This window comes from Nonomuraea sp. NPDC000554 (assembly GCF_040300065.1).
GTDB lineage: Bacteria > Actinomycetota > Actinomycetes > Streptosporangiales > Streptosporangiaceae > Nonomuraea.
Genome location: NZ_JBEPDC010000006.1, coordinates 173,653 through 195,335 on the forward strand (window position 1 = coordinate 173,653; position 21,683 = coordinate 195,335).

Sequence of the window (21,683 nt, forward strand, 5' to 3'; positions counted from 1 at the left end):
GCTCAGGCAGGGATCTTCGGGAGATGTGACATAAGCGAAATGCTGTGCGCCATGATGGGCTAGTGACTGTCGCCCCTCTGGCGGCACGAACTCCTGCACGCCCCTGGAGATCGCATGTCCCGACCGCTGATCGGCATCACCGCCTACTTCGAAGCCGCCCGCTGGGGGGACTGGGTGCGGGAGGCGGTGCTGTCGCCGCCCGCCTACGCCAAGGCCGTCGAACGGGCCGGCGGGGCGCCGCTGGTGCTGCCGCCGATCAACCTGCACGCCGTCGACGACTACGTGCGGCAGCTGCGCGGGATCGTGCTCGCCGGCGGCGTCGAGGTGGGAGCCGCCGCCTACGGGGGCGAGCAGGACGCGCGGGTGGCCGAGGCGCAGGCGCAGCGCGACCGGTTCGAGCTGGCCCTGGCCCGCGCGGCCGTGCAGGCGGACGTGCCGATCCTGGCCGTCGAGCGGGGGATGCACGTGCTCAACGTCGCCCAGGGCGGCACGCTGATCCCCTGGCTGCCCGACGTCCTCGACCATGACCGGCACGCCGAGCCCGGCACGCCGCACGTCATCCAGGTGAGCGTGTCCAGCAAGCTCGGCAAGGCGGTCGGCGACCAGGTGGAGGTCGTCGCGCCGCACCGCCAGTCGGTGCGCAGGCTCGGCGGCGGGCTGCTGGCGGTGGCGTGGGCCGACGACCAGATCGTCGAGGGCATCGAGCTGCAGGGGCACCGCTTCGGCGTGGGCGTTCAGTGGCATCCGGAGCGCGGCGAGGACGGCCGGTTGTTCGATGCGCTCGTGGAAGCGGCCCGCTAGGCTGCGATCATGCCGCTGCACCCCCAGGCGCGGGAGTACGTCGCGCTGCATCCGTCGGACCTCGACACCGACCTCGCCACGCTGGACCTGGCGAAGATCCAGGAGATGCGCGGGGAGGACACCCTGGCCGCGCAGCGGGGGCCGCTGACCCGGCTGCCGTTCGTCCGTGACGAGACGGCCGAGGGCGTGCCGATCCGGATCTACCGGGCCGACCGGGGCGACGACCCGCTGCCCGTGGTCGTCTACTTCCACGGCGGCGGCTGGGTGTTCGGCAGCGTCAAGCGCAACGACGCGCTCGGCCGCGATCTGGCGATCCGCACCGGCGTGGTGGTGGTGTCCGTCGACTACCGGCTGGCCCCCGAGCACCCGTTCCCCGCCGCCGCCGACGACGCCTGGACCGTGGTGCGCGACATCTTCGCCCGGCCCGCCTTCTACCAGAGCGACGGCGCCGTGGCGGTCGTCGGCGACAGCGCGGGCGGCAACCTGGCGGCCGTGGCCGCCTGGCAGGCCCGCGACGCGGGGCTGCGGCTGGCCCACCAGGTGCTCGTCTGCCCGGTGCTCGACGCCGCCATGGACACCGCGAGCTACCGCGAGTTCGCCAAGGGCTTCGGGCTGGACGCCGAGGAGATGGCGTGGTTCGTCGACCGGTACGCGGGCGGGGCCGACCCGGCGGATCCGCGCCTGTCGCCGCTGCGGCTGCCGTCGGCGGCGGGCCTGGCCCCCGCGACCGTCGTGACCGCCGGGTGCGACGTGCTGCGCGACGAGGCCGAGGCGTACGGCAGGCGGCTGGCCGAGGCGGGCGTCCCCGCCGAGGTGCGCAGGTTCGACGGCGCCGTGCACGGCTTCTTCGGCCTGCCAGGGCTGTTCGACCAGGCCATCGAGGCCCGCGAGCACGTCGCGGCCCGGCTGCGGCAGGCATGGGAGGAGACGGCGTCGTGACGTACGAGAAGCTGAAGACCGACACACCCGCCGACGGCGTCCTGAGGATCACGATCAGCGAGCCCCGCAGGCTCAACGCCGTCGACATGACCGGCCACCGCGAGCTGGCCGAGATCTGGCGCGACGTCGACCGCGACGACTCCGTCAGGGCGGTCGTGGTCAGGGGCGAGGGCGAGGCGTTCTCCGCGGGCGGCGACCTGTCGATGATCGAGGAGATGACCCGCGACCACGCCACCCGGCTGCGCGTGTTCACCGAGGCCCGTGACATCGTCTACAACGTCCTCAACTGCTCCAAACCGGTCGTGTCGGCCATCCAGGGCCCGGCGGTGGGCGCCGGGCTGGCCGTCGCGCTGCTGGCCGACGTCTCGGTCGCCGGGCGCAACGCCCGGATCATCGACGGGCACACCCGCCTCGGCGTCGCGGCCGGCGACCACGCCGCGATCATCTGGCCGCTGCTGTGCGGGCTGGCCAAGGCCAAGTACCACCTGCTCCTGTGCGAGCCCGTCACCGGCGAGCAGGCCGAGCGGATGGGCCTGGTGAGCCTCTGCGTCGAGGACGACCAGGTGCACGACAAGGCCCTGGAGATCGCGGTCAGGCTGGCGTCGGGCTCGCAGGAGGCGATCCGGCTCACCAAGTACGCGCTCAACAACTGGCTGCGCCTGGCGGGCCCCACCTTCGACGCGTCACTGGCGATGGAGTTCCTCGGGTTCACCGGCCCCGACGTGGCCGAAGGTGTGCGCGCGCTGCGCGAAAAGAGACCCCCGTCGTTCTCCTGACCAGGTGATACGCCCCGGCCCCTGGGTAGTGGCAGCACATGACAGACAAGGATGTCGTGGATCTGCTGCTGAACCAGCACGAAGAGATCAAGCGCCTGTTCACCGAGGTCGAGAACGCTGCCCCGGACGACAGAGCGGAGGCGTTCCAGCGGCTGGTGCGCCTGCTGGCCGTGCACGAGACAGCAGAAGAGGAGATCGTCCACCCGTACACCCGACACAAGCTCGACGACGGTGACGAGGTCGTCGGTGAGCGCCTGGCCGAGGAGAACGCGGCCAAGGTCATGCTCAGCCGGATCGAGCAGGCAGGCGTCGACGACCCGCAGTTCGCGGCGAACCTGGCCACGTTGCGGGCCGCGGTGGTGGAGCACGCGGAGGCCGAGGAACGTGAGGAGTTCCCCCGGCTGAGGCAGCAGACCAGCGACAAGGAGCGGCGGGCGATGGCCGCGGGAGTCAGGGCCGCCGAGGCCGTGGCGCCCACCCACCCCCACCCGGGGATGGAGAGCGTGTCGAAGAACCTGCTGCTTGGCCCACCGGTTGCGATCATGGACAGGGCCAGGGACATGATCCGCAAGGCGATGGGCAGATCAGGGTGACCGTCAGGTCCACCGCGGACGCCGCCAGAAGCAGAGTCAGAAACTGCGCGGCAACCCGAGCACCTGGGTCGCGAGGTAGTTGAGCAGAAGCTCCTCCGTCACAGGTGCCACCTTCCCGATGCGGGCGTCGGTGAGGAGCCTGGCGACCGGGTACTCCAGCGAGTACGCCATCCCGCCATGGGTCTGGAACGCCGCGTCCGCCGCCTCCCAGGCCGCCTGGGAGGCCGTCAGCTTCGCGATGTTGGCCTCGGTGCCGCACGGCAGCCGCCGGTCGAAGGACCAGGCCGCCTTGTACAGCATCAGCCTGGCCAGCTCGATCTTGGCCTTGACCTGGGCGAGCGGGAACGCGATCGCCTGGTTCGCGCCGATCGGACGGCCGAACACCTCCCGCTCCTTGGCGTACTCGACGGCGACCCGCAGCGCCACCTCCGCCACGCCGAGCGCGGACGCTGCCAGCAGGATCCGCTCCGGGTTGAGGATGTCCCACAGGACGGCCGCGCCCTGGTCCACCTCGCCGATCACGTTCGAGGCCGGCACCCGCAGGTCGTCGAGGAACACCATGTTGGACGGCGTGGTGTTGGCGCCCATCTTGGGGATCGGCCGGTACGAGAGCTGCCCGGCGGCGACCGCCTCGGGCACGTTCACCAGGAAGACCGTCATGCCGTTCGTGCGCGGTTTCGCCTCGGCGGCCGGGATCGTCCTGGTGACCAGCAGCATCCAGGTGGCCCGCTGCACGCCGGTGATCCAGATCTTCTGCCCGTTGACCACGTAGTCGGAGCCCTCACGCCTGGCCGAGGTGGAGATGGCCAGCGCGTTCGACCCGGCGTCGGGCTCGGTGAGCGCGAAACAGGTCTCCACCTCGCCCGTGGCCAGCCGCGGCAGCAGCTCCGCCCGCTGCTCGGCCGTGCCGTGCCTGGCGAGGGTGAGCGCGCCGAAACCGGGAGTCAGCACGTACGTGAACGCCGACCCGCCCGCCGCACCGGACGCCGCGAGCGTCTCCGTCGCCACCGCCAGCTCCAGCAGCCCCTGCCCGCCGCCGCCGTGCTCCTCCGGCACGGCCAGCCCCAGCCAGCCGCCCTTGGCCAGCTCCGCCCAGACCTCCTCCGGCCAGCGCTTCTCCGACTCGCACCGTTGCCAGTAGCCGAGGTCGTAACGCGAGCAGATGTCGGCGATGCCGCGCCGAACGGCCAGGGCGCTGTCGGGAAGCGTGAAATCCATCACGCCATCCTAGAATCAGATTCTGTTCAAGGTCGAGGTCTGCGCGCGTTGAACACGAACGCCGGGGGCGCGTTGCGCCACACCGTGCGGCCCGGCACGACCTCCTCGAACCGCTCGGCGAGCAGCGCGCGGAACCGGCGGGCCGAGCTGAGCGGGATCGCGTGGATGTAGGAGAACGTGGTGAACGCCCCCGTCGGGCTCATCGCCAGCGTCACGGCCTCCAGCAGTGTCCGCTGGGCGGCGTCGGGGAACGCCGCCCAGGGCAGGCCGCTGACCACCACGTCGGCCTGGCGCAGTCCGCGGTCGAGCAGCAGCCGGCCCAGCTGGGCGGCGTCGCCGTGGATCACGTCCACGGAGGGGAAGCGGTTCGCGAGCAACACCGCCATCGGCTCGTTGACCTCGACCGCCATGTGGTGGCCGCGCCCCTCCAGCCTGCGCTGGATCTCCGCGGTGAACGGGCCGGTACCCGGCCCGAGCTCGACCACGGTGGGCTCACCACGCTCCGGCACCGGCGCGCAGACCGCCTCCGCGAGCCGCCTGGAACTGGGCGCCACCGCGCCGATCGTGGTAGGGGCTCGCAGGAACTGGCCAAGGAACAATGCGGTGTCGTTCGGCATGAGTCAACGTTAGTAGGGAGCGAAGACCTGCCTGCTCCACCGAAGAGGCGACCTTCCGGCCACTTGGAGGAGGCGGGGTCCTCCGCCAGGAGGACGGCCGGCCTTCGCCGCGCGGATAGCGTGTGGGACATGCGCTGGCGCGGTCTGCCGCTCGACGTCCTGCTCGCGGCCTCGGGCACCGGGCTGGACCTGCTGACCTCCGGCGAGCCCGGCCAGAGCCCCATGCTGCCCGCCGGCTCGTGGATCCCGATGGCCGTCCTGGCCGGGGTGCCCATGGGGTTCGTCAGGAGCAGGCCGCTCCCGGTGACCCTCTACCTCGCCGCCTTCCTCGTCTTCACCGACCAGATCATCTCGTTCACGTCCAACACCGCGCAGATACTCCTGTGCGTCGCCGTCGGCATGGTCGCCAACCGCTGCGGCCTGCGGGCCGTCGGCGTGGCGCTGGCCGCCGCCGTCCTGGCGTCCGCGATCAACATGGCCGACCCCGGTGTCGCGCTCACCGTGAACACGTGGCTGTACTCCCTGCTCGTCCCCGGCGTCCCGGCGATCGTCGGCGGCTACCTGCGCGGCCCGGCCGGGCGGCTGGAGCAGGGCGACCTCTCCCTCGACATGCTGCTGGCGGGCGGCGGCGTGACCGGCACGGTCCTCGGCACCTGGACCGACTGGCATTCGGGCTCGGCGCCGGCCTGGGCGACCGGGCTGCTCGCGGTCGTCGCCGGGCTGTCGCTCGGCGTCGCCCGCAGGCTGCCCGGCCTCGTCTTCCTCCTCCAGGGAGCGATGCTGCTCGCCGCCGAGCAGTACCTGCCCGACGTGGTCAACACCTGCCTGATCCTGATGCTGATCGCGCTCGGCGTGTTCACCATGCGGGTGCCGTCCTGGATCTGGACGGGCGCCGCGTACCTGACGGGGGCCCTGCTGGCCACGGGCTCGGTCGCGCAGAGCAGCACCGAGATCACGCCGTACGGCCTCGTCCTGCTGATGGCGCTGGTGGCCACGCCCGTCGCCATCGGCCGCTACCTCGGCGCCAGACAGGCCGCCGTCGAGGCCGAACGGCTGCGCTCCCGCGAGTCGGCGCGGCTGGCCGTCGCCCAGGTGCGCGCCGACCAGCTCGCCGAGCGCGAGCGCATCGCCCGCGAGGTGCACGACATCGTGGCCCACCACGTCGGCGCCATGGTGCTGCGGGCCGGCGCCGCCCGCTACTGCGCGCCCGACGGGCCCGTCGCCGAGGCGTTGTCCGATATCAGGGAGACCGGGCACCAGGTGCTGGAGGACCTGCGCGGCCTCCTCGACCTGCTCCGCGACCCCGACCGCCAGCCCGACCTGCCGGCCGACCCCTCAGACGTGGTACGGGAGTCCGCCGAGCGGATGTCCGCCGCGGGGCTCCTCGTCGATCTCGACCTCGACCCGGCCACCGACCGGGCCCCGCTCGTGGCCCGGGCCTCCGCCGCCCGCATCGTCCAGGAAGGACTCACCAACGTGCTCAAACACGCAGGCCCCGGCACCCGGGTCCGCGTCTCCGTCTCGGTCACCGTCTCCGCGTCCGGCGACGGCCTCACCGTGGAGGTCCGCAACGGCCGGCCGCCGACCGCCGTCGAACGCCTGCCGTCCTCCGGGCGGGGGCTGGCGGGCATGCGCGAGCGGGTCCGCGCGCTCGGGGGCACCCTGTCGGCGGGCCCCGACGAGGACGGCGGCTGGCGGCTGGCGGCCAGCCTGCCCACGGTCAGGAGCCTCGCGTGATCCGCGTCCTGGTCGCCGACGACCAGGCGCTGGTCCGCGCGGGCGTCCGCATGCTGCTGCAGGCCACCGGCGACATGGAGGTCGTCGGCGAGGCCGAGGACGGCGCCGAGGCGGTCAGGCAGGCCGAACGGCACCTGCCCGACGTGATCCTGATGGACCTGCGGATGCCCAGGGTCGACGGCCTGGAGGCGATCAAACGCGTGCTCGCGGCCAGGCCGGGCACCCGCATCGTGGTGCTCACCACGTTCGCCGAGGACTCCAACGTCTACGCCGCCCTGCGCGCCGGCGCCGTCGGCTTCCTGGTCAAGGACGACGACCCCGAGCGCATGGTCGACGCCGTCCGCAGGGCCGCCGCGGGCGAGCAGCTCCTGGCGCCCTCGGTGCTGCGCCGGGTCGTCGAGCGCTTCCTCGACGCCGAGGAGCAGGCCGCCGCGCCCGCCCCCGCCGGGTTGACCGAGCGCGAGCTGGAGGTGCTGGCCCTGGTCGGCACCGGCCTGTCCAACGCCGAGATCGCCGAGGAGCTGCACGTCGGCGTCACCACGGTCAAGACCCACATCGCCGCGGCCATGGACAAGCTCGGCCTGCGCAACCGGATCCAGGCGGCGGTCGTCGCGCACCGTACCGGGCTGGTCGACGCGGCCTTCCGCCCCGTCCGCCAGCCCCGCCAGTCATCCCAGGGGCGGACCGGCGAGTAACCCGCCAGGCTGACGACCGGCACGCGCTCCGGCGGCCACGATGTGGTCCTCACGTTCGAAGGAGGACCAACATGCAGGAAGCCGTGGCCGTACAGCAGCCCGGCCGGCAGGTGCCCGCCGGGCTGCTGTACGGCCTGCGCGTCGTGGTCGTCGCGCAGGCGGTCGCGCTGCTCGTGGCGGCCTCGCTCGCCGGCCAGGCGGTGCAGGCGGGCGGCGCGCTGATCGAGAGCCACGTCATGGCCGGGCTGGTCGTCCATCTGGTGGCGCTGGTGCAGATCGTGCTGGCCGTGCTCGTGTGGCGTCCGGGGCGGGGCGCGGGCTGGCCCGCGCTGGCCAGCGTCGCGCTGTTCGTCGTCGGCCTGGCGCAGCACGTCACCTGGCTCTGGCTCGGGGCGCACCTGCCCAACGGGGTCGCCCTGTGCGGGCTCATCACGGCGGTGCTCATCTGGGCGTGGTCGCCGAGAGCCGCCCGCCGCCGCTAGTGTTTCGAGGATGTACGTGAAGATTTGCGGGTTGAGCGAGCCCGAGCACGTGGAGACGGCCGTCGAGGCGGGCGCCGACGCCATCGGGTTCGTCCTCACCCGGAGCCCCCGACGGGTGACTCCCGAGCGGGCGCGGCAGCTGGCCGCCCTGGTGCCCGAGCGGGTGCTGACCGTCGGCGTGTTCCGCGGCGAGGATCAGCAGGCGGTCCGCGCGGCGGCGCTGGCCGCCGGGGTGCGCGGCGTCCAGCTCCACGGCGCTCACCCGCACGGTGACTTCACGGCGCTGAAGGATCTCGACCTGACCCTGGTCAGGGCCGTCGACTCGGCGTCCGACCTGCGCTGCGGCGCCTACGACGAGGACCTCCTCATCGTCGACGCGCCCCGGCCGGGCTCGGGCGAACCGTGGAACTGGGCGGCCGTCCGTGGCCGGCCCTCGGGCCGCTGGCTCCTCGCGGGCGGCCTCGACCCGTCCAACGTGGCCGACGCGATCGCCGCCGCCGGCCCATGGGGGGTCGACGTGTCGAGCGGCGTCGAGCTGGCGCCCGGCGTCAAGGACTCCCGGCTCATCCGCGACTTCCTCACGGCGGCCCGCCATGACTGACCAGCCCGTCGCCCACCGGCTCGCCGCCGGCGCCCCCGACTCCGACAGGCACGGCCCGCTGGGGCGCGCGGTGGCCTTCCAGCGCGCGTTCGCCCGCCGCAAGGCCGGCGCGGTCGTCGAGGTGCCCGGCGGCTTCGCCGTGCTCAACGAGCGGTATCCGGGCTCGCACGACGACAACAAACTGATCGTCTGGACGGGCGACGACCCCGCCACGGTGATCGCGGCGGCCGACGAGACGCTCGCCGCGCGGCGGCATCGGCTCGTCCAGGTCGACGACGACGACCTGGGCAGGGCGTTCGCCCCCGCCTTCGTCGCCGCGGGGTACGACCACGAGACCAACCTGTTCATGGCGTTCCAGGGCGAGCTCCCGCGCAACCCGCCGCCCGCCCAGCACCTCGACCTGGAGACCATCGTCCCGGTGCTGCGCGAGGAGTGGCGCGAGTCCCTGCCCAGCGCCTCCGACGAGGTCGTCGAGCAGCTCGCCACGCGGGTCGAGGCGCGGCTGCGCGGCGCCGACCAGGTGGGCTTCCGCGGGGTGCGGGCCGCCGACGGGGAGCTGGCCTCCAGGGCCGACCTCTACCTGCAGGGCGGCGTCGCGCAGATCGAGACCGTCCACACCAGCAGCCGGCACCGGGGCCAGGGGCACGCCCGCGCGCTGATGACCGCGTTGCTGGCCGAGGCCGGTGCTGCGGGCAGCGAGCTGATCTTCCTGGTGGCCGACGACGCCGACTGGCCGAAGGAGTTCTACGCCAGGCTCGGGTTCGAGCCCATCGGCCGCACCCACGCCTTCCTGCGCGCCTGATCCGCCACTGATCCGTCACTGGGCCGCCCGCTGGGCGGGGAGGGCACGCAGTAGGGTCGGCTCGTGAGCGAAACTTCCGCCGAGGACCGGATCTGGACGGTTCCCAACCTGCTGAGCTTCCTGCGACTTCTCGGCGTTCCCGTCTTCCTCTGGCTGGTTCTCGGCCCACAGGAGGACGGCTGGGCCATCGGGATCCTCGCGGTCGCCGGGTTCACCGACTGGCTCGACGGCAAGATCGCTCGCGCGTTCAACCAGACCAGCAGGCTCGGCCGGATCATCGATCCGGCCGCCGACAAGCTCTACGTGTTCGCCACCATCCTGGCGCTGCTGCTGCGGGACGTCATCCCGTGGTGGCTGGTGGCCATCATCCTCGGCCGTGAACTCTTCGTCGCCTGTTTCATCCCCGTACTCCGTAAAAACGGTTACAAGGCACTCCAGGTGCATTTTCTGGGCAAGGCTGCCATGTTCAATCTCATGTACGCCTTCCCTCTCCTCTTCCTCGCCTCCCACTCTGGGTGGTATGCCGATATTGCGCGAATTGTCGGGTGGGCGTTCGCGCTCTGGGGAACGGGCCTGTACTGGTGGGCGGGGGTGCTGTACGGAGTACAGGTGGTTCAGCTCGTAGCCGCTGCGAAGAAGGAGTGATCGGGTGAAGGCGGTCGTCATGGCGGGCGGGGAGGGCACGCGGTTGCGTCCGATGACGGCCAACCAGCCCAAACCCCTGCTACCCGTGGTCAACCGCCCGATCATGGAGCATGTGCTCCGCCTGCTGAAGCGGCACGGCGTCACCGAGACGGTCGTGACGCTGCAGTTCCTGGCCGCTCTCGTGCGCAACTACTTCGGCGACGGCGACGAGCTGGGCATGAGCCTGCAGTACGCCACCGAGGACGTCCCGCTCGGCACGGCAGGCAGCGTCAAGAACGCCGAGGACCGGCTCCGCGACGACCGATTCTTGGTCATCTCCGGCGATGCCCTCACCGATATCGATTTATCAGACATGGTCCGTTTCCATCGTGAAAATTCGGCTCTTATCACCATCGGTCTGAAACGCGTCCCGAATCCGCTCGAGTTCGGGATCATCATCGTCGACGAACTCGGACGCGTGCAGCGCTTCCTGGAAAAGCCCACGTGGGGCCAGGTCTTCTCCGACACCGTCAACACCGGGATCTACGTCATGGAGCCCGAGGTCCTCGACGCGGTGGCCACCGGAGAGCCCGTCGACTGGGCGGCCGACGTCTTCCCCAGGCTGCTCGAACGCGGCGCCCCCATCTACGGCTACGTCGCCGACGGCTACTGGGAGGACGTCGGCACCCACGACAGCTACCTCAAGGCCCAGGCCGACGCCCTGTCCGGGCGCGTCAAGCTGGACATCGGCGGCTTCGAGCTCTCGCCGCGCGTCTGGGTCGCCGAGTCGGCGACCGTCGACCCCGACGCGGTGCTCAAGGGCCCGCTGCTCATCGGCGACTACGCCAAGGTCGAGGCGAACGCCGAACTGCGCGAGTACACGGTGCTCGGCAACAACGCGGTCGTCCGCGAGGGCGCGTTCCTGCACCGGGCCGTCGTGCATGACAACGTCTACCTCGGCCCCAGCGCCCACCTGCGCGGCTGCGTGATCGGCAAGAGCACCGACGTGATGGGCGGCGCCCGTATCGAGGAGAACGCGGTCATCGGCGACGAGTGCGTCATCGAGGCCGAGGCGTACGTCTCCAGCGGCGTCAAGGTGTACCCGTTCAAGACCATCGAGGCGGGCGCGGTCGTCAACACCAGCGTCATCTGGGAGTCGCGCGGCCAGCGCAACCTGTTCGGCCCCAGGGGCGTCAGCGGCCTGGTCAACGTGGAGATCACCCCCGAGCTGTGCGTGCGGCTCGCCAGCGCCTACGCCACCACCCTGAAGAAGGGCCAGCACGTCGTCACCTCGCGCGACGCCTCGCTCGCGGCCAGGGCGCTGAAGCGGGCCGTGGTGGCGGCGCTGACCGCCAGCGCCGTCAACGTCCTCGACCTGGAGGCGTCACCGCTGCCGGTGGCCCGCTTCCACACGGCCCGCGAGTCGGCGGCGGGTGGCATCGCGCTGCGCACCACCGCCGGCGACCCGCAGAGCGTGGACATCGTGATCATGGACGACCGCGGCGCCGACCTGCCCGCCGCCGCCCAGCGCAAGCTGGAGCGGGTCTTCTCCCGCCAGGAGTTCCGCCGCGCCTTCCCCGGTGAGATCGCCGGGCTGGCCTATCCCGCCCGGATCGTCGAGGACTACACCCACGAGCTGCTGCGCCGGGTGGACATGACCGGCGTCAAGGGCATGAAGGTGGTCGTCGACTGCGCGGGCGGCACGTCCTCGCTGGTGATGCCCACGCTGCTCGGACGGGTCGGCATCGACGTGCTGACCGTCAACGCCCGCCTCGACGACGTCTCGCCCACCGAGACGCTGGCCGAGCGCCGCCGCGACCTGCAACGCCTCTCGGAGCTGGTCAGCTCCTCCCGGGCGGCCTTCGGCGTCCGGTTCGACCCGGTCGGCGAGCGGATCGCGCTGGTGGACGAGATGGGCCAGCTCATCGGCGAGGAGCGGGCCCTGCTGGTGGTGCTCGACCTGGTCGCCGCCGAGCGCAGGGGCGGCAGGGTGGCGCTGCCCGTCACCACCACCAGGGTCGCCGAGCAGGTCTGCCGCTTCCACGGCGTGGAGGTGCGCTGGACCCCGACCGCGCTGGACGCCCTCACCTCCGCCGCCGCCGACCACGACATGATCTTCGCGGCCGACGGCAGGGGCGGCTTCGTCGTGCCGGAGTTCAGCCCGGCGATCGACGGACTGGCCGCGTTCATGCGGCTGCTCGGCCTGGTGGCCCGCACGCGCCTGTCGCTCAGTCAGATCGACGCCAGGATCCCCGAGGCCAAGCTGCTCAAGCGCTCCATGCCGACGCAGTGGGCGGCCAAGGGCGCGGTGATGCGCTCGGTCATCGAGGCGGCCGAGGCGATGGGCGAGGGCTCCCGCATCGACACCACCGACGGGGTGCGCGTCGAGGGGGCGGACGGCAGCTGGGTGCTCATCCTGCCCGCCGCCACCGAGCCCGTCACCGATCTGTGGGCTGAAGGGCCGGACGTCGACACGGCCGCCGCCCTCATCGAGCGCTGGGCACGCGTCGTGGAGCAGTGCACCACCTGAGGGCCGGACGGGAGCCCTGCGCCACCTGGGGCATGTGACTTGTGCCACACGAGGGACGGTGGAATCGGTGATCGTGCGTCCCCCGAGGCTGGTGGACCCCTGCGTGCCCTTGGGGATCACCTGATTCGATCGGAAATGAGATAGTTTGTGAACGACTGGGTCAAGATCGTATTGTTAAGAGGCGCGGCGGCATGGACCTTTCGGCGCGGGCGGCGGTAACTTTGTCACCGTCCAAACCTGTCGTCCAGCGCCCCGCCTTGACCTTTGCCGCTGATCAGCGTAAGTTGCGGCATTCGCAAACTTGAAGAGCGAGGCGCGCCCCGAGCACCGTTGCCGCGTCTTCGCGGTAGGAGGCCGAGCCGATCGATGCCGAGCGTCTACTGCACGCAGTGCGGGCACGCCAACCCCGAGGATGCCCGTTTCTGTTCCCGCTGTGGGTCACCGTTGACCAGACTGGAGGTCTCAGGGGATACCACGTCGACGATCTCCATCGCGGGAATCGAGGCATACGAGGCTGAGGCGGGCGACATGCTCCTGGCCGAGCGGGCGCTGGTGGAGCAGCTCCCGCCCGGCACGGCGTTGCTCAGCGTGACACGGGGCCCCAACCAGGGCAGCCGCTTCCGCCTCGACAAGGACCTCACCACCACGGGCCGGCACCCCGAGAGCGACATCTTCCTCGACGACATCACGGTCTCGCGCCGTCACGTCGAGTTCTACCGCCACCGCGGGGGGCAGTTCTCGGTGCGCGACGTGGGCAGCCTCAACGGCACCTACGTCAACAGGGAACGCATCGAGGAGGTGCCCCTGCACTCCGGAGACGAGGTGCAGATCGGCAAGTTCCGCCTCGTCTTCCTGATGCGGACCGCCGCAGGCGCATGAGCTCGCAGGCGGCACGCTCGCACATGAGCATCGGGGAGGTGCTCGCGCTCCTGCAGGGCGAGTTCCCCGACGTCACCATCTCCAAGATCCGTTTCTTGGAGGGCGAGGGCCTCATCGAGCCCGAGCGCAGCCCGTCCGGCTACCGCAAGTTCACCCACCTGCACGTGGAGCAGTTGCGCTTCATCCTCACCGAGCAGCGCGACCACTACCTGCCGCTGCGGGTGATCAAGGACAGGATGGTCGAGAGCTTCGGCCGTCCGCGCGCCGTGCAGGAGAAGCAGGAGGTGCGGCTGAGCCGCGCCGAACTGCTGGAGGCCGCCGGGCTCGACGACGAGACGCTCACCGAGCTGGAGGACTACGGCCTGCTCGCCGCCAAGGCCAGGCGCTACGACGAGGACGCACTCAAGATCGCCCGCAGCGTGGGCGCGCTGGCCCGGTTCGGCCTGCACGCCCGCCATCTGCGCGCGGTCAAGGCGGCGGCCGAGCGCGAGTCGGGGCTGATCGAGCAGACGGTCGCGCCCATTCTCAAGCGCCGTGCCCCCGGCGCCATCGGCGAGGCCGACGAGGTGGCCAGAGAGCTGTCCAACCTGCTGCTCGACCTCCATGCCGCCCTCCTGCGCACCGGCGTACGCGACGTTCTGGGACGATGACCGGACCGGCGGGGCGTACAGGGCCCAACGGGTGTTACGTTGAAATGCAGAAGCGGACCAGCAAATAGCTGCGCCGGGTCACCGGCCAGTCGAATACGGAGCAGCCCGTGTTGCAGATGGAGGTCGTGGGTGTTCGCGTAGAAATGCCCACAAATCAGCCGATCGTCTTGCTCAAGGAGGCACACGGGGAGCGGTTCCTGCCCATCTGGATCGGCATGACCGAAGCGACGGCCATCGCCCTGGCCCAGGCGGAGGAGCCTCCGCCGCGGCCTCTGACGCACGACCTGTTCAGGGACGTGCTGAGCGCCCTGGGTGTCGGCCTGCGCGCCGTGAACATCGTCGCCCTGCGCGACGGCATCTTCTTCGCCGACCTGGTCTTCTCCAACGGGGTGGAGGTCAGCGCCCGCCCGTCGGACTCGATCGCGCTTGCGCTTCGCACCGGAGCGCGTATCTTCGCCAGCGAGGAAGTCGTCCAGGAGGCCGGGGTCATCATCCCCGACGACCAAGAGGATGAGGTGGAGAAGTTCAGGGAGTTCCTTGACACGATCACTCCCGAAGACTTCGGCAGGGCGGGGTAGGTATTTCAGTGCATTTACGCTTCACGACGCGCCGAGCCGGATCGTTGACTGAGCATGGTCACGGTCCTACGGTGCAAGTGAAACCCGTGGTCGCCCTTTTACGAACCCCCAGATCAGACCGCGGGATGAGAGAAAGCCGGAGGTCCGCGTGGCGGTCAGCAGCGGCGAGGGAAAGACGGCCGGCCAGGAAGATCCGGTGCGGCGCGAGAGCGCGCGGCAGCGTGCCGGAGAGCAGGGACTGCTCTTCGACGAGCGGCCCGCGACGTTGCCAGGTGACATCGGATACCGCGGCCCCACGGCCTGCTCGGCGGCCGGCATCACCTACAGGCAGCTTGACTACTGGGCGCGCACCGGCTTGGTGGAGCCCACGATAAGAGCCGCGCAGGGCTCGGGTTCCCAGCGGCTCTACAGCTTCCGCGACATCCTGGTGCTCAAGGTGGTCAAGCGGCTGCTCGACACCGGAGTGTCGCTCCAGCAGATCCGTACCGCCGTCCAGCACCTGCGCGATCGCGGGGTCGCCGACCTCGCGCAGATCACGCTGATGAGCGACGGCGTCAGCGTCTACGAGTGCACCTCGGCCGACGAGGTGATCGACCTGCTCCAGGGCGGCCAGGGCGTGTTCGGCATCGCGCTCGGCAGGGTCTGGCGCGAGGTCGAGGGCTCCCTCGCGGAGCTGCCGGGGGAAAGAGCGGCGGTCGCGGACGACGTCCCGGCCGACCATCCCACTGACGAGCTGGCCCAGCGGCGACGCGCGCGTCGCATTGGGTAGTAACCTTTAGGGACAAAAGCTGATGACCCCGTGCGGGAGAGTCCCCGGGCTGCTGCCCGGGGCGCCGAAGGAGCAACCCTCCCCGGAATCTCTCAGGCGCCCGTACCGCTCGGGTGAGGCAACTCTGGAAAGCAGGCGCGCCGGCCAGGCGCGTCTCACCGACGGTGCAAGCCCTTCGGGGTGAAGCTCTCAGGTCGCCATGACAGAGGGGGAGATCCGGCACTCGTCCGCGCCCTGGCGCCGGTCTCCAAGCCCTCGGGAGGCACCTCCATGACCGACCTGTCTGCACCGCCGTTCTCGTCCCGGCATATCGGCCCGTCGGAATCCGAGCAGCAGCGCATGCTCGAAACCGTGGGCTTCGAGTCCGTGGCGGATCTGGTGGCGGTGGCCGTGCCCGAGGCCATCAGGGCCAAGGACCGCCTCCAGCTGCCCGCCGCGATCGGCGAGACCGAGGCGATCGCCGAGCTGCGCGCCCTGGCCGACCGCAACCAGGTGCTCACCTCCATGATCGGCCTCGGCTACTACGACACGATCACCCCCGCGGTCATCCGGCGCAACCTGCTGGAGAACCCGGGCTGGTACACCGCCTACACGCCGTACCAGCCGGAGATCTCGCAGGGCCGCCTGGAGGCGCTGCTCAACTTCCAGACCGTGGTCTCCGACCTCACCGGCCTGCCCGTCGCGGGCGCGTCCCTGCTGGACGAGGCCACCGCCGCCGCCGAGGCGATGACGCTGGCCAGGCGGGCGGGCAAGGCCAAGAGCGCAGTGTTCGTCGTCGACTCCGACGCGCTGCCGCAGACCAAGGCCGTGCTGGCCACCCGCGCCGAGCCGCTCGGCATCACCCTCGTCGAGAGCGACCTGACCGGCGAGCTGCCCGAGTGCTTCGGCGTCCTCGTGCAGTACCCCGGCGCGTCGGGCCGCCTGCGCGACTTCCGCGCGGTCGCCGCCGCCGCGCACGCGTCCGGCGCGCTCGTGGTGGCCGCCGCCGACCTGCTCGCCCTGACCCTGGTCGCCGCGCCGGGCGAGCTGGGCGCCGACATCGCGATCGGCTCCTCGCAGCGGTTCGGAGTCCCGTTCGGCTTCGGCGGCCCGCACGCCGCCTACATGTCGGTGCGCGAAGGCCTGCAGCGGCAGATGCCGGGCCGCCTGGTCGGCGTCTCCGTCGACACCGACGGCTCGCCCGCCTACCGGCTCGCGCTGCAGACCCGCGAGCAGCACATCCGCCGCGAGAAGGCCACCAGCAACATCTGCACCGCCCAGGTGCTGCTCGCCGTCATCGCCGGCATGTACGCCGCCTACCACGGCCCCGAGGGGCTGCGCCGCATCGCCTCCCGCGTCAACGCGCACGCCGTCACGCTGGCCGAGGTGCTGCGGGCCGGACGCGTCGAGGTCGTGCACGACGCGTTCTTCGACACCGTGCTCGCCCGCGTGCCCGGCCGGGCCGCCGCGGTCGTGGCCGAGGCCGCCTCGCGCGGCGTCAACCTGTGGCAGGTCGACGCCGACCACGTCTCCGTCTCCTGCGACGAGAAGACCACCCTCGGCCACCTGGAGCAGGTCGCCGCCGCGTTCGGCGTCGCCGTCTCGCTGCACGAGCTCGCCGAGCCCGGTGTGATCCCGGCGTCGCTGGCACGTGAGTCCGGCTACCTGACCCACCCGGTCTTCCACGACCACCACTCCGAGACCTCGATGCTGCGCTACCTGCGCAAGCTTCAGGACAAGGACATCGCGCTCGACCGGTCGATGATCCCGCTCGGCTCGTGCACGATGAAGCTGAACGCGACCACCGAGATGGAGCCCATCACCTGGCCCGAGTTCGCGGCCGTCCACCCGTACGCGCCCGAGGAGCAGGCCGCCGGGTACCGCGAGCTGATCGCGACGCTGGAGGGCTGGCTGGCCGAGGTCACCGGCTACGACGCGGTGTCCATCCAGCCGAACGCGGGCTCCCAGGGCGAGTTCGCCGGGCTGCTGGCCATCCGCGCCTACCACCGCGCCAACGGCGACACCCACCGCGACGTCTGCCTCATCCCGTCCTCGGCGCACGGCACGAACGCGGCCAGCGCCGTCATGGCGGGCATGCGGGTCGTGGTCGTGGCCTGCGACTCCGACGGCAACGTGGACCTGGACGACCTCGACGCCAAGATCGACAAGCACCGCGACGCGCTGGCCGCGATCATGGTGACGTACCCGTCCACGCACGGCGTCTACGAGGAGACGATCACCGAGGTCTGCGCCAAGGTGCACGCCGCCGGCGGCCAGGTGTACGTCGACGGGGCCAACCTCAACGCCCTGGTCGGGCTGGCCAAGCCGGGCCAGTTCGGCGCCGACGTGTCGCACCTGAACCTGCACAAGACGTTCTGCATCCCGCACGGTGGCGGCGGCCCCGGCGTCGGCCCGGTCGCGGTGCGCGGCCACCTGACGCCCTACCTGCCGGGCCACCCGCTGCGCGACGGCTCGCCGGTCGGGCCCGTGTCGGCGGCCCCGTACGGCTCGGCGGGCATCCTGCCGATCTCGTGGGCCTACGTCCGGATGATGGGCGGCGACGGGCTCACCGCGGCCACCGAGCAGGCGATCCTGTCGGCCAACTACCTGGCCCGCAGGCTCGCCCCCCACTACCCGGTCCTCTACACCGGGCGCGGCGGCCTGGTGGCCCACGAGTGCATCGTCGACCTGCGCCAGATCACCAAGGAGACCGGCGTCACCGTCGACGACGTGGCCAAGCGGCTCATCGACTACGGCTTCCACGCGCCGACCATGTCGTTCCCCGTGGCGGGCACGCTCATGATCGAGCCCACCGAGAGCGAGGACCTCGCCGAACTCGACCGGTTCGCCGAGGCGATGATCGCGATCAGGGGCGAGATCTCGAAGGTCGCGTCCGGGGCCTACGACCGGTCCGACAACCCGCTGAGCAACGCCCCGCACACCGCCGACTCGGTCACCGCCGACGAGTGGTCGCACCCGTACACCCGCACCGAGGCGGCCTACCCGCTGCCGTCGCTGCGTGACGGCAAGTACTGGGTGCCGGTGCGGCGCATCGACCAGGCGTTCGGCGACCGCAACCTGGTCTGCTCCTGCCCGCCGCTGGAGGCCTACGAGGACTGACGGCTCCGCCGCGCGGCGCCCTTCCGGCGCCGCGGCCCTCTACACGCGGCCCTCTACACGCGGCCCTCTACACGCGGCCCTCTACACGCGGCCCTCTACACGCGGCCCTCTACACGCGGCCCTCTGCGCGCGGCCCTCTGCGCGCCGCGGTGCTTCGTGTGCCACGGCCATCGGTGGGTCACGGCCCTTCTCGCGTCACGGCTCTCTCCGTGCTGCGGGGAGGGCCGTTTCGCGTCATTTGTCGGTACGGTGGACGCGGTGGATCACCGCGGGAGGGCTCCATGCGCGACGGCGTGCTCGGCGACCTCGTCAAAGGCCAGCTCTGCCTGTTCGGCGGGCTGACCACGTGCCTGGTCGCCATGCCGGACTGCCTGACGGTCAACTGCGGCATGAGCGACTTCGGCGTCCACTGGCGGACCATCGTCCCCTACGCGATCGGCTTCCTCGGGGCCGCGCTGTTCACCCGCCGCGCGTTACGGGCCGCCGCCCCGGACCTGCGCTCGCCCGGGTTCGTGCGGCGGGCCGGAGACTCCTTCGCCGTGTTACTGACCGGCGTCCTGCTGACGCCCTACACGCTGGCCGAGCCCGTGCACTGGATACACAGGCTATTCGGCGCCGGTCTGTTCCTTCACGAGCTGATCCTGGCGATCCTGCTCGTCACGTGGGCCCGCGCCGACGCCGCCGGGGTCGTGCTGGTCGCCGTCCAGGTCGGCAGCGGAGTGCTGTCCGGAATCTACGTGTTGAGCACCGAAGGGCACCTCGTTCTCGGACAGGCGGCCTTCCAACTGGCCTTCGGCGTGATCGCGATCAGGTCGCTGCGCCTGCTGCGCGCCGGGCCGAAACCCGGCGAACCGAGTGCGGGCCAGTCCTTCACCGTCAAGTGAGCAGACATGATCGCCAGAACTCGTTAGGCTCGGGGCGTCCGTCGCCTAAGGAGCTCTCTTGACGTCCTCAGAGCTGGAGACCCCACCCCTCGACACCGCCCGCCGCCTGGCGGAGGACGGTGACCTCGACGGGGCGGCGGCCATCCTCGCCGACCTCGCCGCCGACCCCGACGGCCCCGACAGGGCGCAGGCCGCCGTCGGCTTAGCCGTGGTGCTCGACGAGCGCGGCGACGTCGAAGGCGCCCGCGCCGCCGCCCGCACCGCCCTGGCGACCGGTCACCCCGAATTCGCCGCCCAGGCGGCCTGCCACCTGGCGCAGGGCTTCGAACGGGAAGGCCGGGCCGAGCAGGCCAGGGCCGCCTGGCAGGCCGTGCTCGGGCTCGGCACGCGCGCCTACGTCCCGCTGGCCCATCTCGCGCTGGCCAGGCTGTCGGCGGACTACGACGAGGCCGAACGCGAGCTGCGGGCCGCCGTGGAGGCGTCCGATGGGGAGGTCGCCGTCGACGCCCGCCAGCAGCTCGCCGACCTGCTGCTGGAACGCGGCGAGCCGGGGCAGGCGGCGGAGGTCCTCCTCGACGCCCTGGAGGGCGCCGCCGACGGCGACGTGGCGCGGCTGCGCGTCCAGCTCGGGATCGCGCACCTGGAGCTGGCGTGCGCGGAGTTCACGGCCGCGCTGGAGCAGGGTGGCGACGCCGAGACCAGCGCCCTCGCCGTCGAACTGCTGGCGCGCACCTTCCCGCTCCGCGGCCGCGACGAGGAGGCCGACAGCGTGTGGGCGTACGGCCTCAACCACGAGGACGAGACCCTCGCCGCCGAGGTCCGCCTCCGCTACAACCGCGACGCCTGATCCTCTCCTGCCCCCGCCCGGAGACCGACGCCCCCGCCCACAGACATGCCGCCCACGGACCGACGCCCCCGCCCCGGACGCCCCGCCCACAGACCGGTGCTCCCGCCCACGGACCGGCGACCCCCGCCTACGGACGTCCCGCCCCCGTCCACGGACGTCCCGCCCACACGCCCCCACGGGCTGATACGCGGCTACCCCACGGGCCGGTACACGGGGTTGTCCGGCTCGCTCGGCCCTTCTATAGGCCGGTACTGCTTGCTCGCCCGGCCCGCCTCTTGGCGGGGCCTGTCGGCTCACAAGGCGCGCCAGCTCGCCCGGCCTGCCTGCTGACAGGGCAACGCCCGGTCGGCATGTCAGCAGGCCAGCATGCTGTTTGCCGGGCCTGTCTGACTCGTGTGGCTTGCCTGCCGACGGGCAACGCATGGCTTGTTCGGGTGGTCCGGCGTGACCGCGCAGGGCGGGCACCGGGGTGTGACGGGTCAGCCGCGGCGGATGATGGCGCCCGCCGCTGCGACGTTGATGGCGACGATGGCGATCCAGGAGATCGTGAGCCCCACCAGCCCGGCGTTGCCCGCGGCGATGGCCGTCAGGGGGATGCCGATGCCCATCGAGCCGAGCGCGATGGGGATCATCGCGGCGCCGCTCGACTTGGTCTTCTGCGGGGCCGCGCCGCGCAGCTGGAGCTCGGTGTGGATGCGCGCCGCGATCGTGGCTTCGAGACGCTCCGCGAACGACTCGACCAGCGCGGCTTCGTAGTCGGGGCCGAGGTCGCGGCGGGCGTCGAGAGTCGCCTGCAGTTCCTCACGGATGGGACGCGTGTCTGGCATGAGGCTCATCATCCCCTGATGACGGCGCGCCGTCATCCGCCCTGGGGGCCATGCTCTTCTCATCCCCAGGTACGGTGCTGGCGTGAGGATTGTGACCCCGCGCGGCCCGGCGCTGGTCGAGGTCGACGAGGCGGCGGAGCCCCGGATGCTGCTCGTGCTGACCCACGGGTCGGCCGGGGGAGTGGACGCGCCCGACCTCCTGGCCGTCCGCGACGCCGCGCTGGGCGTCGGCGCGACCGTCGCCAGGGTGACGCAGCCCTTCAGGGTGGCCGGCGCCAGGGCGCCCGGCTCGGCCGTCCGGCAGGACGAGGCGTGGGGCGTGGTCCTGAAGAAGCTGCGGGCCCGCTGGCCCGATGTGCCGCTGGTCCAGGGCGGGCGGAGCAACGGCGCCCGGGTGGCGTGCCGCACCGCGAAGGCGGTCGGCGCGTCGGCGGTGGTGGCGCTGGCCTTCCCGCTGCATCCGCCCGGCAAGCCGGACCGGTCCAGGGCCGACGAGCTGCGCGGGGCCGGGGTGGACGTGCTGGTGGTCAACGGGGATCGGGACCCGTTCGGCGTCCCGGACCCGGCCGATGCGGCGCGCCTGGTGGTGCTGCCGGGGGAGGGGCACGATCTGAAGAAGGACCCCGCTCGGGTGGGCGAGGTCGTCGCCGAATGGCTGTCGCGTCAGATGTGAGGCCGGAGTACGGGGCTCGGGTACGAGCTCGGCCGGGCGGCGCCTGAGGCGGTCACACCCTG

At 71.7% G+C, this 21,683-nt stretch carries 22 protein-coding genes and 1 riboswitch; of the genes, 19 read left to right on the forward strand and 3 right to left on the reverse strand.

The window, feature by feature from the left end; genetic code table 11:
• Positions 1-114 precede the first annotated feature (114 nt).
• The 4 genes from ABT294_RS14130 to ABT294_RS14145 are packed head-to-tail and all read left to right on the forward strand — an operon-like array spanning position 115 to position 3,109.
• A complete protein-coding gene (locus tag ABT294_RS14130; RefSeq protein WP_350805902.1) occupies positions 115-801 on the forward strand; it encodes a gamma-glutamyl-gamma-aminobutyrate hydrolase family protein in 687 nt (228 codons plus the stop codon).
• 9 nt (positions 802-810) lie between these two features.
• Positions 811-1,740: an alpha/beta hydrolase gene (locus ABT294_RS14135; RefSeq protein WP_350805903.1), complete on the forward strand. Its 930-nt coding sequence runs from the start codon at positions 811-813 to the stop codon at positions 1,738-1,740.
• Positions 1,737-2,516: an enoyl-CoA hydratase/isomerase family protein gene (locus tag ABT294_RS14140; protein WP_350805904.1), complete on the forward strand. Its 780-nt coding sequence runs from the start codon at positions 1,737-1,739 to the stop codon at positions 2,514-2,516. Before ABT294_RS14135 ends, ABT294_RS14140 begins: the two co-directional genes overlap by 4 nt.
• Before the next feature lie 38 nt (positions 2,517-2,554).
• Positions 2,555-3,109, forward strand: coding sequence for a hemerythrin domain-containing protein (locus tag ABT294_RS14145; protein WP_350805906.1), 555 nt, complete (start codon positions 2,555-2,557; stop codon positions 3,107-3,109).
• 36 nt (positions 3,110-3,145) lie between these two features.
• Here the strand turns inward: ABT294_RS14145 and ABT294_RS14150 are convergent, their stop codons facing one another.
• Positions 3,146-4,327 (reverse strand): acyl-CoA dehydrogenase family protein, encoded by a 1,182-nt coding sequence (locus ABT294_RS14150; protein ID WP_350805907.1) that lies wholly within the window; start codon positions 4,325-4,327, stop codon positions 3,146-3,148.
• Positions 4,328-4,353: 26 nt separating this feature from the next.
• Positions 4,354-4,944, reverse strand: a complete 591-nt coding sequence (locus tag ABT294_RS14155; RefSeq protein ID WP_350805908.1) for a class I SAM-dependent methyltransferase — start codon at positions 4,942-4,944, stop codon at positions 4,354-4,356.
• 129 nt (positions 4,945-5,073) lie between these two features.
• Between ABT294_RS14155 and ABT294_RS14160 the strand changes: the two genes are divergently transcribed.
• From ABT294_RS14160 to ABT294_RS14225, 14 genes are all read left to right on the forward strand, one after another.
• Positions 5,074-6,681 carry a sensor histidine kinase gene (locus ABT294_RS14160; protein WP_350805909.1) on the forward strand — a complete coding sequence of 536 codons (1,608 nt, stop codon included), beginning with the start codon at positions 5,074-5,076 and terminating at the stop codon, positions 6,679-6,681.
• Positions 6,678-7,376 carry a response regulator gene (locus tag ABT294_RS14165; protein WP_350805911.1) on the forward strand — a complete coding sequence of 233 codons (699 nt, stop codon included), beginning with the start codon at positions 6,678-6,680 and terminating at the stop codon, positions 7,374-7,376. Before ABT294_RS14160 ends, ABT294_RS14165 begins: the two co-directional genes overlap by 4 nt.
• Positions 7,377-7,447: 71 nt before the next feature.
• Complete coding sequence (locus ABT294_RS14170) at positions 7,448-7,858, forward strand: hypothetical protein (protein WP_350805913.1); 411 nt, start codon at positions 7,448-7,450, stop codon at positions 7,856-7,858.
• A 10-nt stretch (positions 7,859-7,868) separates the two neighbouring features.
• Complete coding sequence (locus ABT294_RS14175; RefSeq protein ID WP_350805915.1) at positions 7,869-8,459, forward strand: phosphoribosylanthranilate isomerase; 591 nt, start codon at positions 7,869-7,871, stop codon at positions 8,457-8,459.
• A complete protein-coding gene (locus ABT294_RS14180) occupies positions 8,452-9,261 on the forward strand; it encodes a GNAT family N-acetyltransferase (protein ID WP_350805916.1) in 810 nt (269 codons plus the stop codon). Before ABT294_RS14175 ends, ABT294_RS14180 begins: the two co-directional genes overlap by 8 nt.
• 63 nt (positions 9,262-9,324) lie before the next feature.
• The gene (gene clsA, locus ABT294_RS14185; RefSeq protein WP_350805917.1) at positions 9,325-9,906 is read left to right on the forward strand and encodes a cardiolipin synthase ClsA; all 582 of its coding nucleotides are present in this window, start codon (positions 9,325-9,327) and stop codon (positions 9,904-9,906) included.
• A 4-nt stretch (positions 9,907-9,910) separates the two neighbouring features.
• Positions 9,911-12,415, forward strand: coding sequence for a sugar phosphate nucleotidyltransferase (locus tag ABT294_RS14190; protein ID WP_350805918.1), 2,505 nt, complete (start codon positions 9,911-9,913; stop codon positions 12,413-12,415).
• A 366-nt stretch (positions 12,416-12,781) separates the two neighbouring features.
• A complete protein-coding gene (locus ABT294_RS14195) occupies positions 12,782-13,294 on the forward strand; it encodes a double zinc ribbon and FHA domain-containing protein (protein WP_350805919.1) in 513 nt (170 codons plus the stop codon).
• Between the two features lie 23 nt (positions 13,295-13,317).
• Positions 13,318-13,944, forward strand: a complete 627-nt coding sequence (gene ftsR / locus ABT294_RS14200; protein ID WP_350805920.1) for a transcriptional regulator FtsR — start codon at positions 13,318-13,320, stop codon at positions 13,942-13,944.
• 107 nt (positions 13,945-14,051) lie between these two features.
• Positions 14,052-14,522, forward strand: coding sequence for a bifunctional nuclease family protein (locus tag ABT294_RS14205; RefSeq protein WP_090771501.1), 471 nt, complete (start codon positions 14,052-14,054; stop codon positions 14,520-14,522).
• Between the two features lie 148 nt (positions 14,523-14,670).
• On the forward strand, positions 14,671-15,291 hold the full coding sequence (locus ABT294_RS14210; RefSeq protein WP_350805921.1) for a MerR family transcriptional regulator: 621 nt from the start codon (positions 14,671-14,673) through the stop codon (positions 15,289-15,291).
• Between the two features lie 23 nt (positions 15,292-15,314).
• Positions 15,315-15,409: riboswitch (glycine riboswitch) on the forward strand.
• 152 nt (positions 15,410-15,561) lie between these two features.
• Positions 15,562-18,390, forward strand: coding sequence for an aminomethyl-transferring glycine dehydrogenase (gene gcvP / locus ABT294_RS14215; RefSeq protein WP_350805922.1), 2,829 nt, complete (start codon positions 15,562-15,564; stop codon positions 18,388-18,390).
• Between the two features lie 281 nt (positions 18,391-18,671).
• Positions 18,672-19,274: a hypothetical protein gene (locus tag ABT294_RS14220; protein ID WP_350805923.1), complete on the forward strand. Its 603-nt coding sequence runs from the start codon at positions 18,672-18,674 to the stop codon at positions 19,272-19,274.
• A 58-nt stretch (positions 19,275-19,332) separates the two neighbouring features.
• The gene (locus ABT294_RS14225) at positions 19,333-20,121 is read left to right on the forward strand and encodes a tetratricopeptide repeat protein (protein ID WP_350805924.1); all 789 of its coding nucleotides are present in this window, start codon (positions 19,333-19,335) and stop codon (positions 20,119-20,121) included.
• Between the two features lie 479 nt (positions 20,122-20,600).
• Here ABT294_RS14225 and ABT294_RS14230 read toward each other — a convergent pair whose 3' ends face one another.
• Positions 20,601-20,948 (reverse strand): hypothetical protein, encoded by a 348-nt coding sequence (locus ABT294_RS14230; RefSeq protein ID WP_350805926.1) that lies wholly within the window; start codon positions 20,946-20,948, stop codon positions 20,601-20,603.
• Positions 20,949-21,030: 82 nt separating this feature from the next.
• Here ABT294_RS14230 and ABT294_RS14235 point away from each other — a divergent pair, with 82 nt between their 5' ends.
• A complete protein-coding gene (locus tag ABT294_RS14235; protein WP_350805927.1) occupies positions 21,031-21,621 on the forward strand; it encodes an alpha/beta hydrolase family protein in 591 nt (196 codons plus the stop codon).
• Positions 21,622-21,683 lie beyond the last annotated feature (62 nt).

What these genes read in the sequence shown, in the direction of transcription:
- ABT294_RS14130 (WP_350805902.1), top strand. Translation starts at nt 115, where the DNA reads ATGTCCCGACCGCTGATCGGCATCACCGCCTACTTCGAAGCCGCCCGC.
- ABT294_RS14135 (WP_350805903.1), top strand. Translation starts at nt 811, where the DNA reads ATGCCGCTGCACCCCCAGGCGCGGGAGTACGTCGCGCTGCATCCGTCG.
- ABT294_RS14145 (WP_350805906.1), top strand. Translation starts at nt 2,555, where the DNA reads ATGACAGACAAGGATGTCGTGGATCTGCTGCTGAACCAGCACGAAGAG.
- ABT294_RS14150 (WP_350805907.1), bottom strand. Translation starts at nt 4,327, where the DNA reads ATGGATTTCACGCTTCCCGACAGCGCCCTGGCCGTTCGGCGCGGCATC.
- ABT294_RS14155 (WP_350805908.1), bottom strand. Translation starts at nt 4,944, where the DNA reads ATGCCGAACGACACCGCATTGTTCCTTGGCCAGTTCCTGCGAGCCCCT.
- ABT294_RS14160 (WP_350805909.1), top strand. Translation starts at nt 5,074, where the DNA reads ATGCGCTGGCGCGGTCTGCCGCTCGACGTCCTGCTCGCGGCCTCGGGC.
- ABT294_RS14170 (WP_350805913.1), top strand. Translation starts at nt 7,448, where the DNA reads ATGCAGGAAGCCGTGGCCGTACAGCAGCCCGGCCGGCAGGTGCCCGCC.
- ABT294_RS14175 (WP_350805915.1), top strand. Translation starts at nt 7,869, where the DNA reads ATGTACGTGAAGATTTGCGGGTTGAGCGAGCCCGAGCACGTGGAGACG.
- ABT294_RS14180 (WP_350805916.1), top strand. Translation starts at nt 8,452, where the DNA reads ATGACTGACCAGCCCGTCGCCCACCGGCTCGCCGCCGGCGCCCCCGAC.
- ABT294_RS14195 (WP_350805919.1), top strand. Translation starts at nt 12,782, where the DNA reads ATGCCGAGCGTCTACTGCACGCAGTGCGGGCACGCCAACCCCGAGGAT.
- ftsR (WP_350805920.1), top strand. Translation starts at nt 13,318, where the DNA reads ATGAGCATCGGGGAGGTGCTCGCGCTCCTGCAGGGCGAGTTCCCCGAC.
- gcvP (WP_350805922.1), top strand. Translation starts at nt 15,562, where the DNA reads ATGACCGACCTGTCTGCACCGCCGTTCTCGTCCCGGCATATCGGCCCG.
- ABT294_RS14220 (WP_350805923.1), top strand. Translation starts at nt 18,672, where the DNA reads ATGCGCGACGGCGTGCTCGGCGACCTCGTCAAAGGCCAGCTCTGCCTG.
- ABT294_RS14230 (WP_350805926.1), bottom strand. Translation starts at nt 20,948, where the DNA reads ATGCCAGACACGCGTCCCATCCGTGAGGAACTGCAGGCGACTCTCGAC.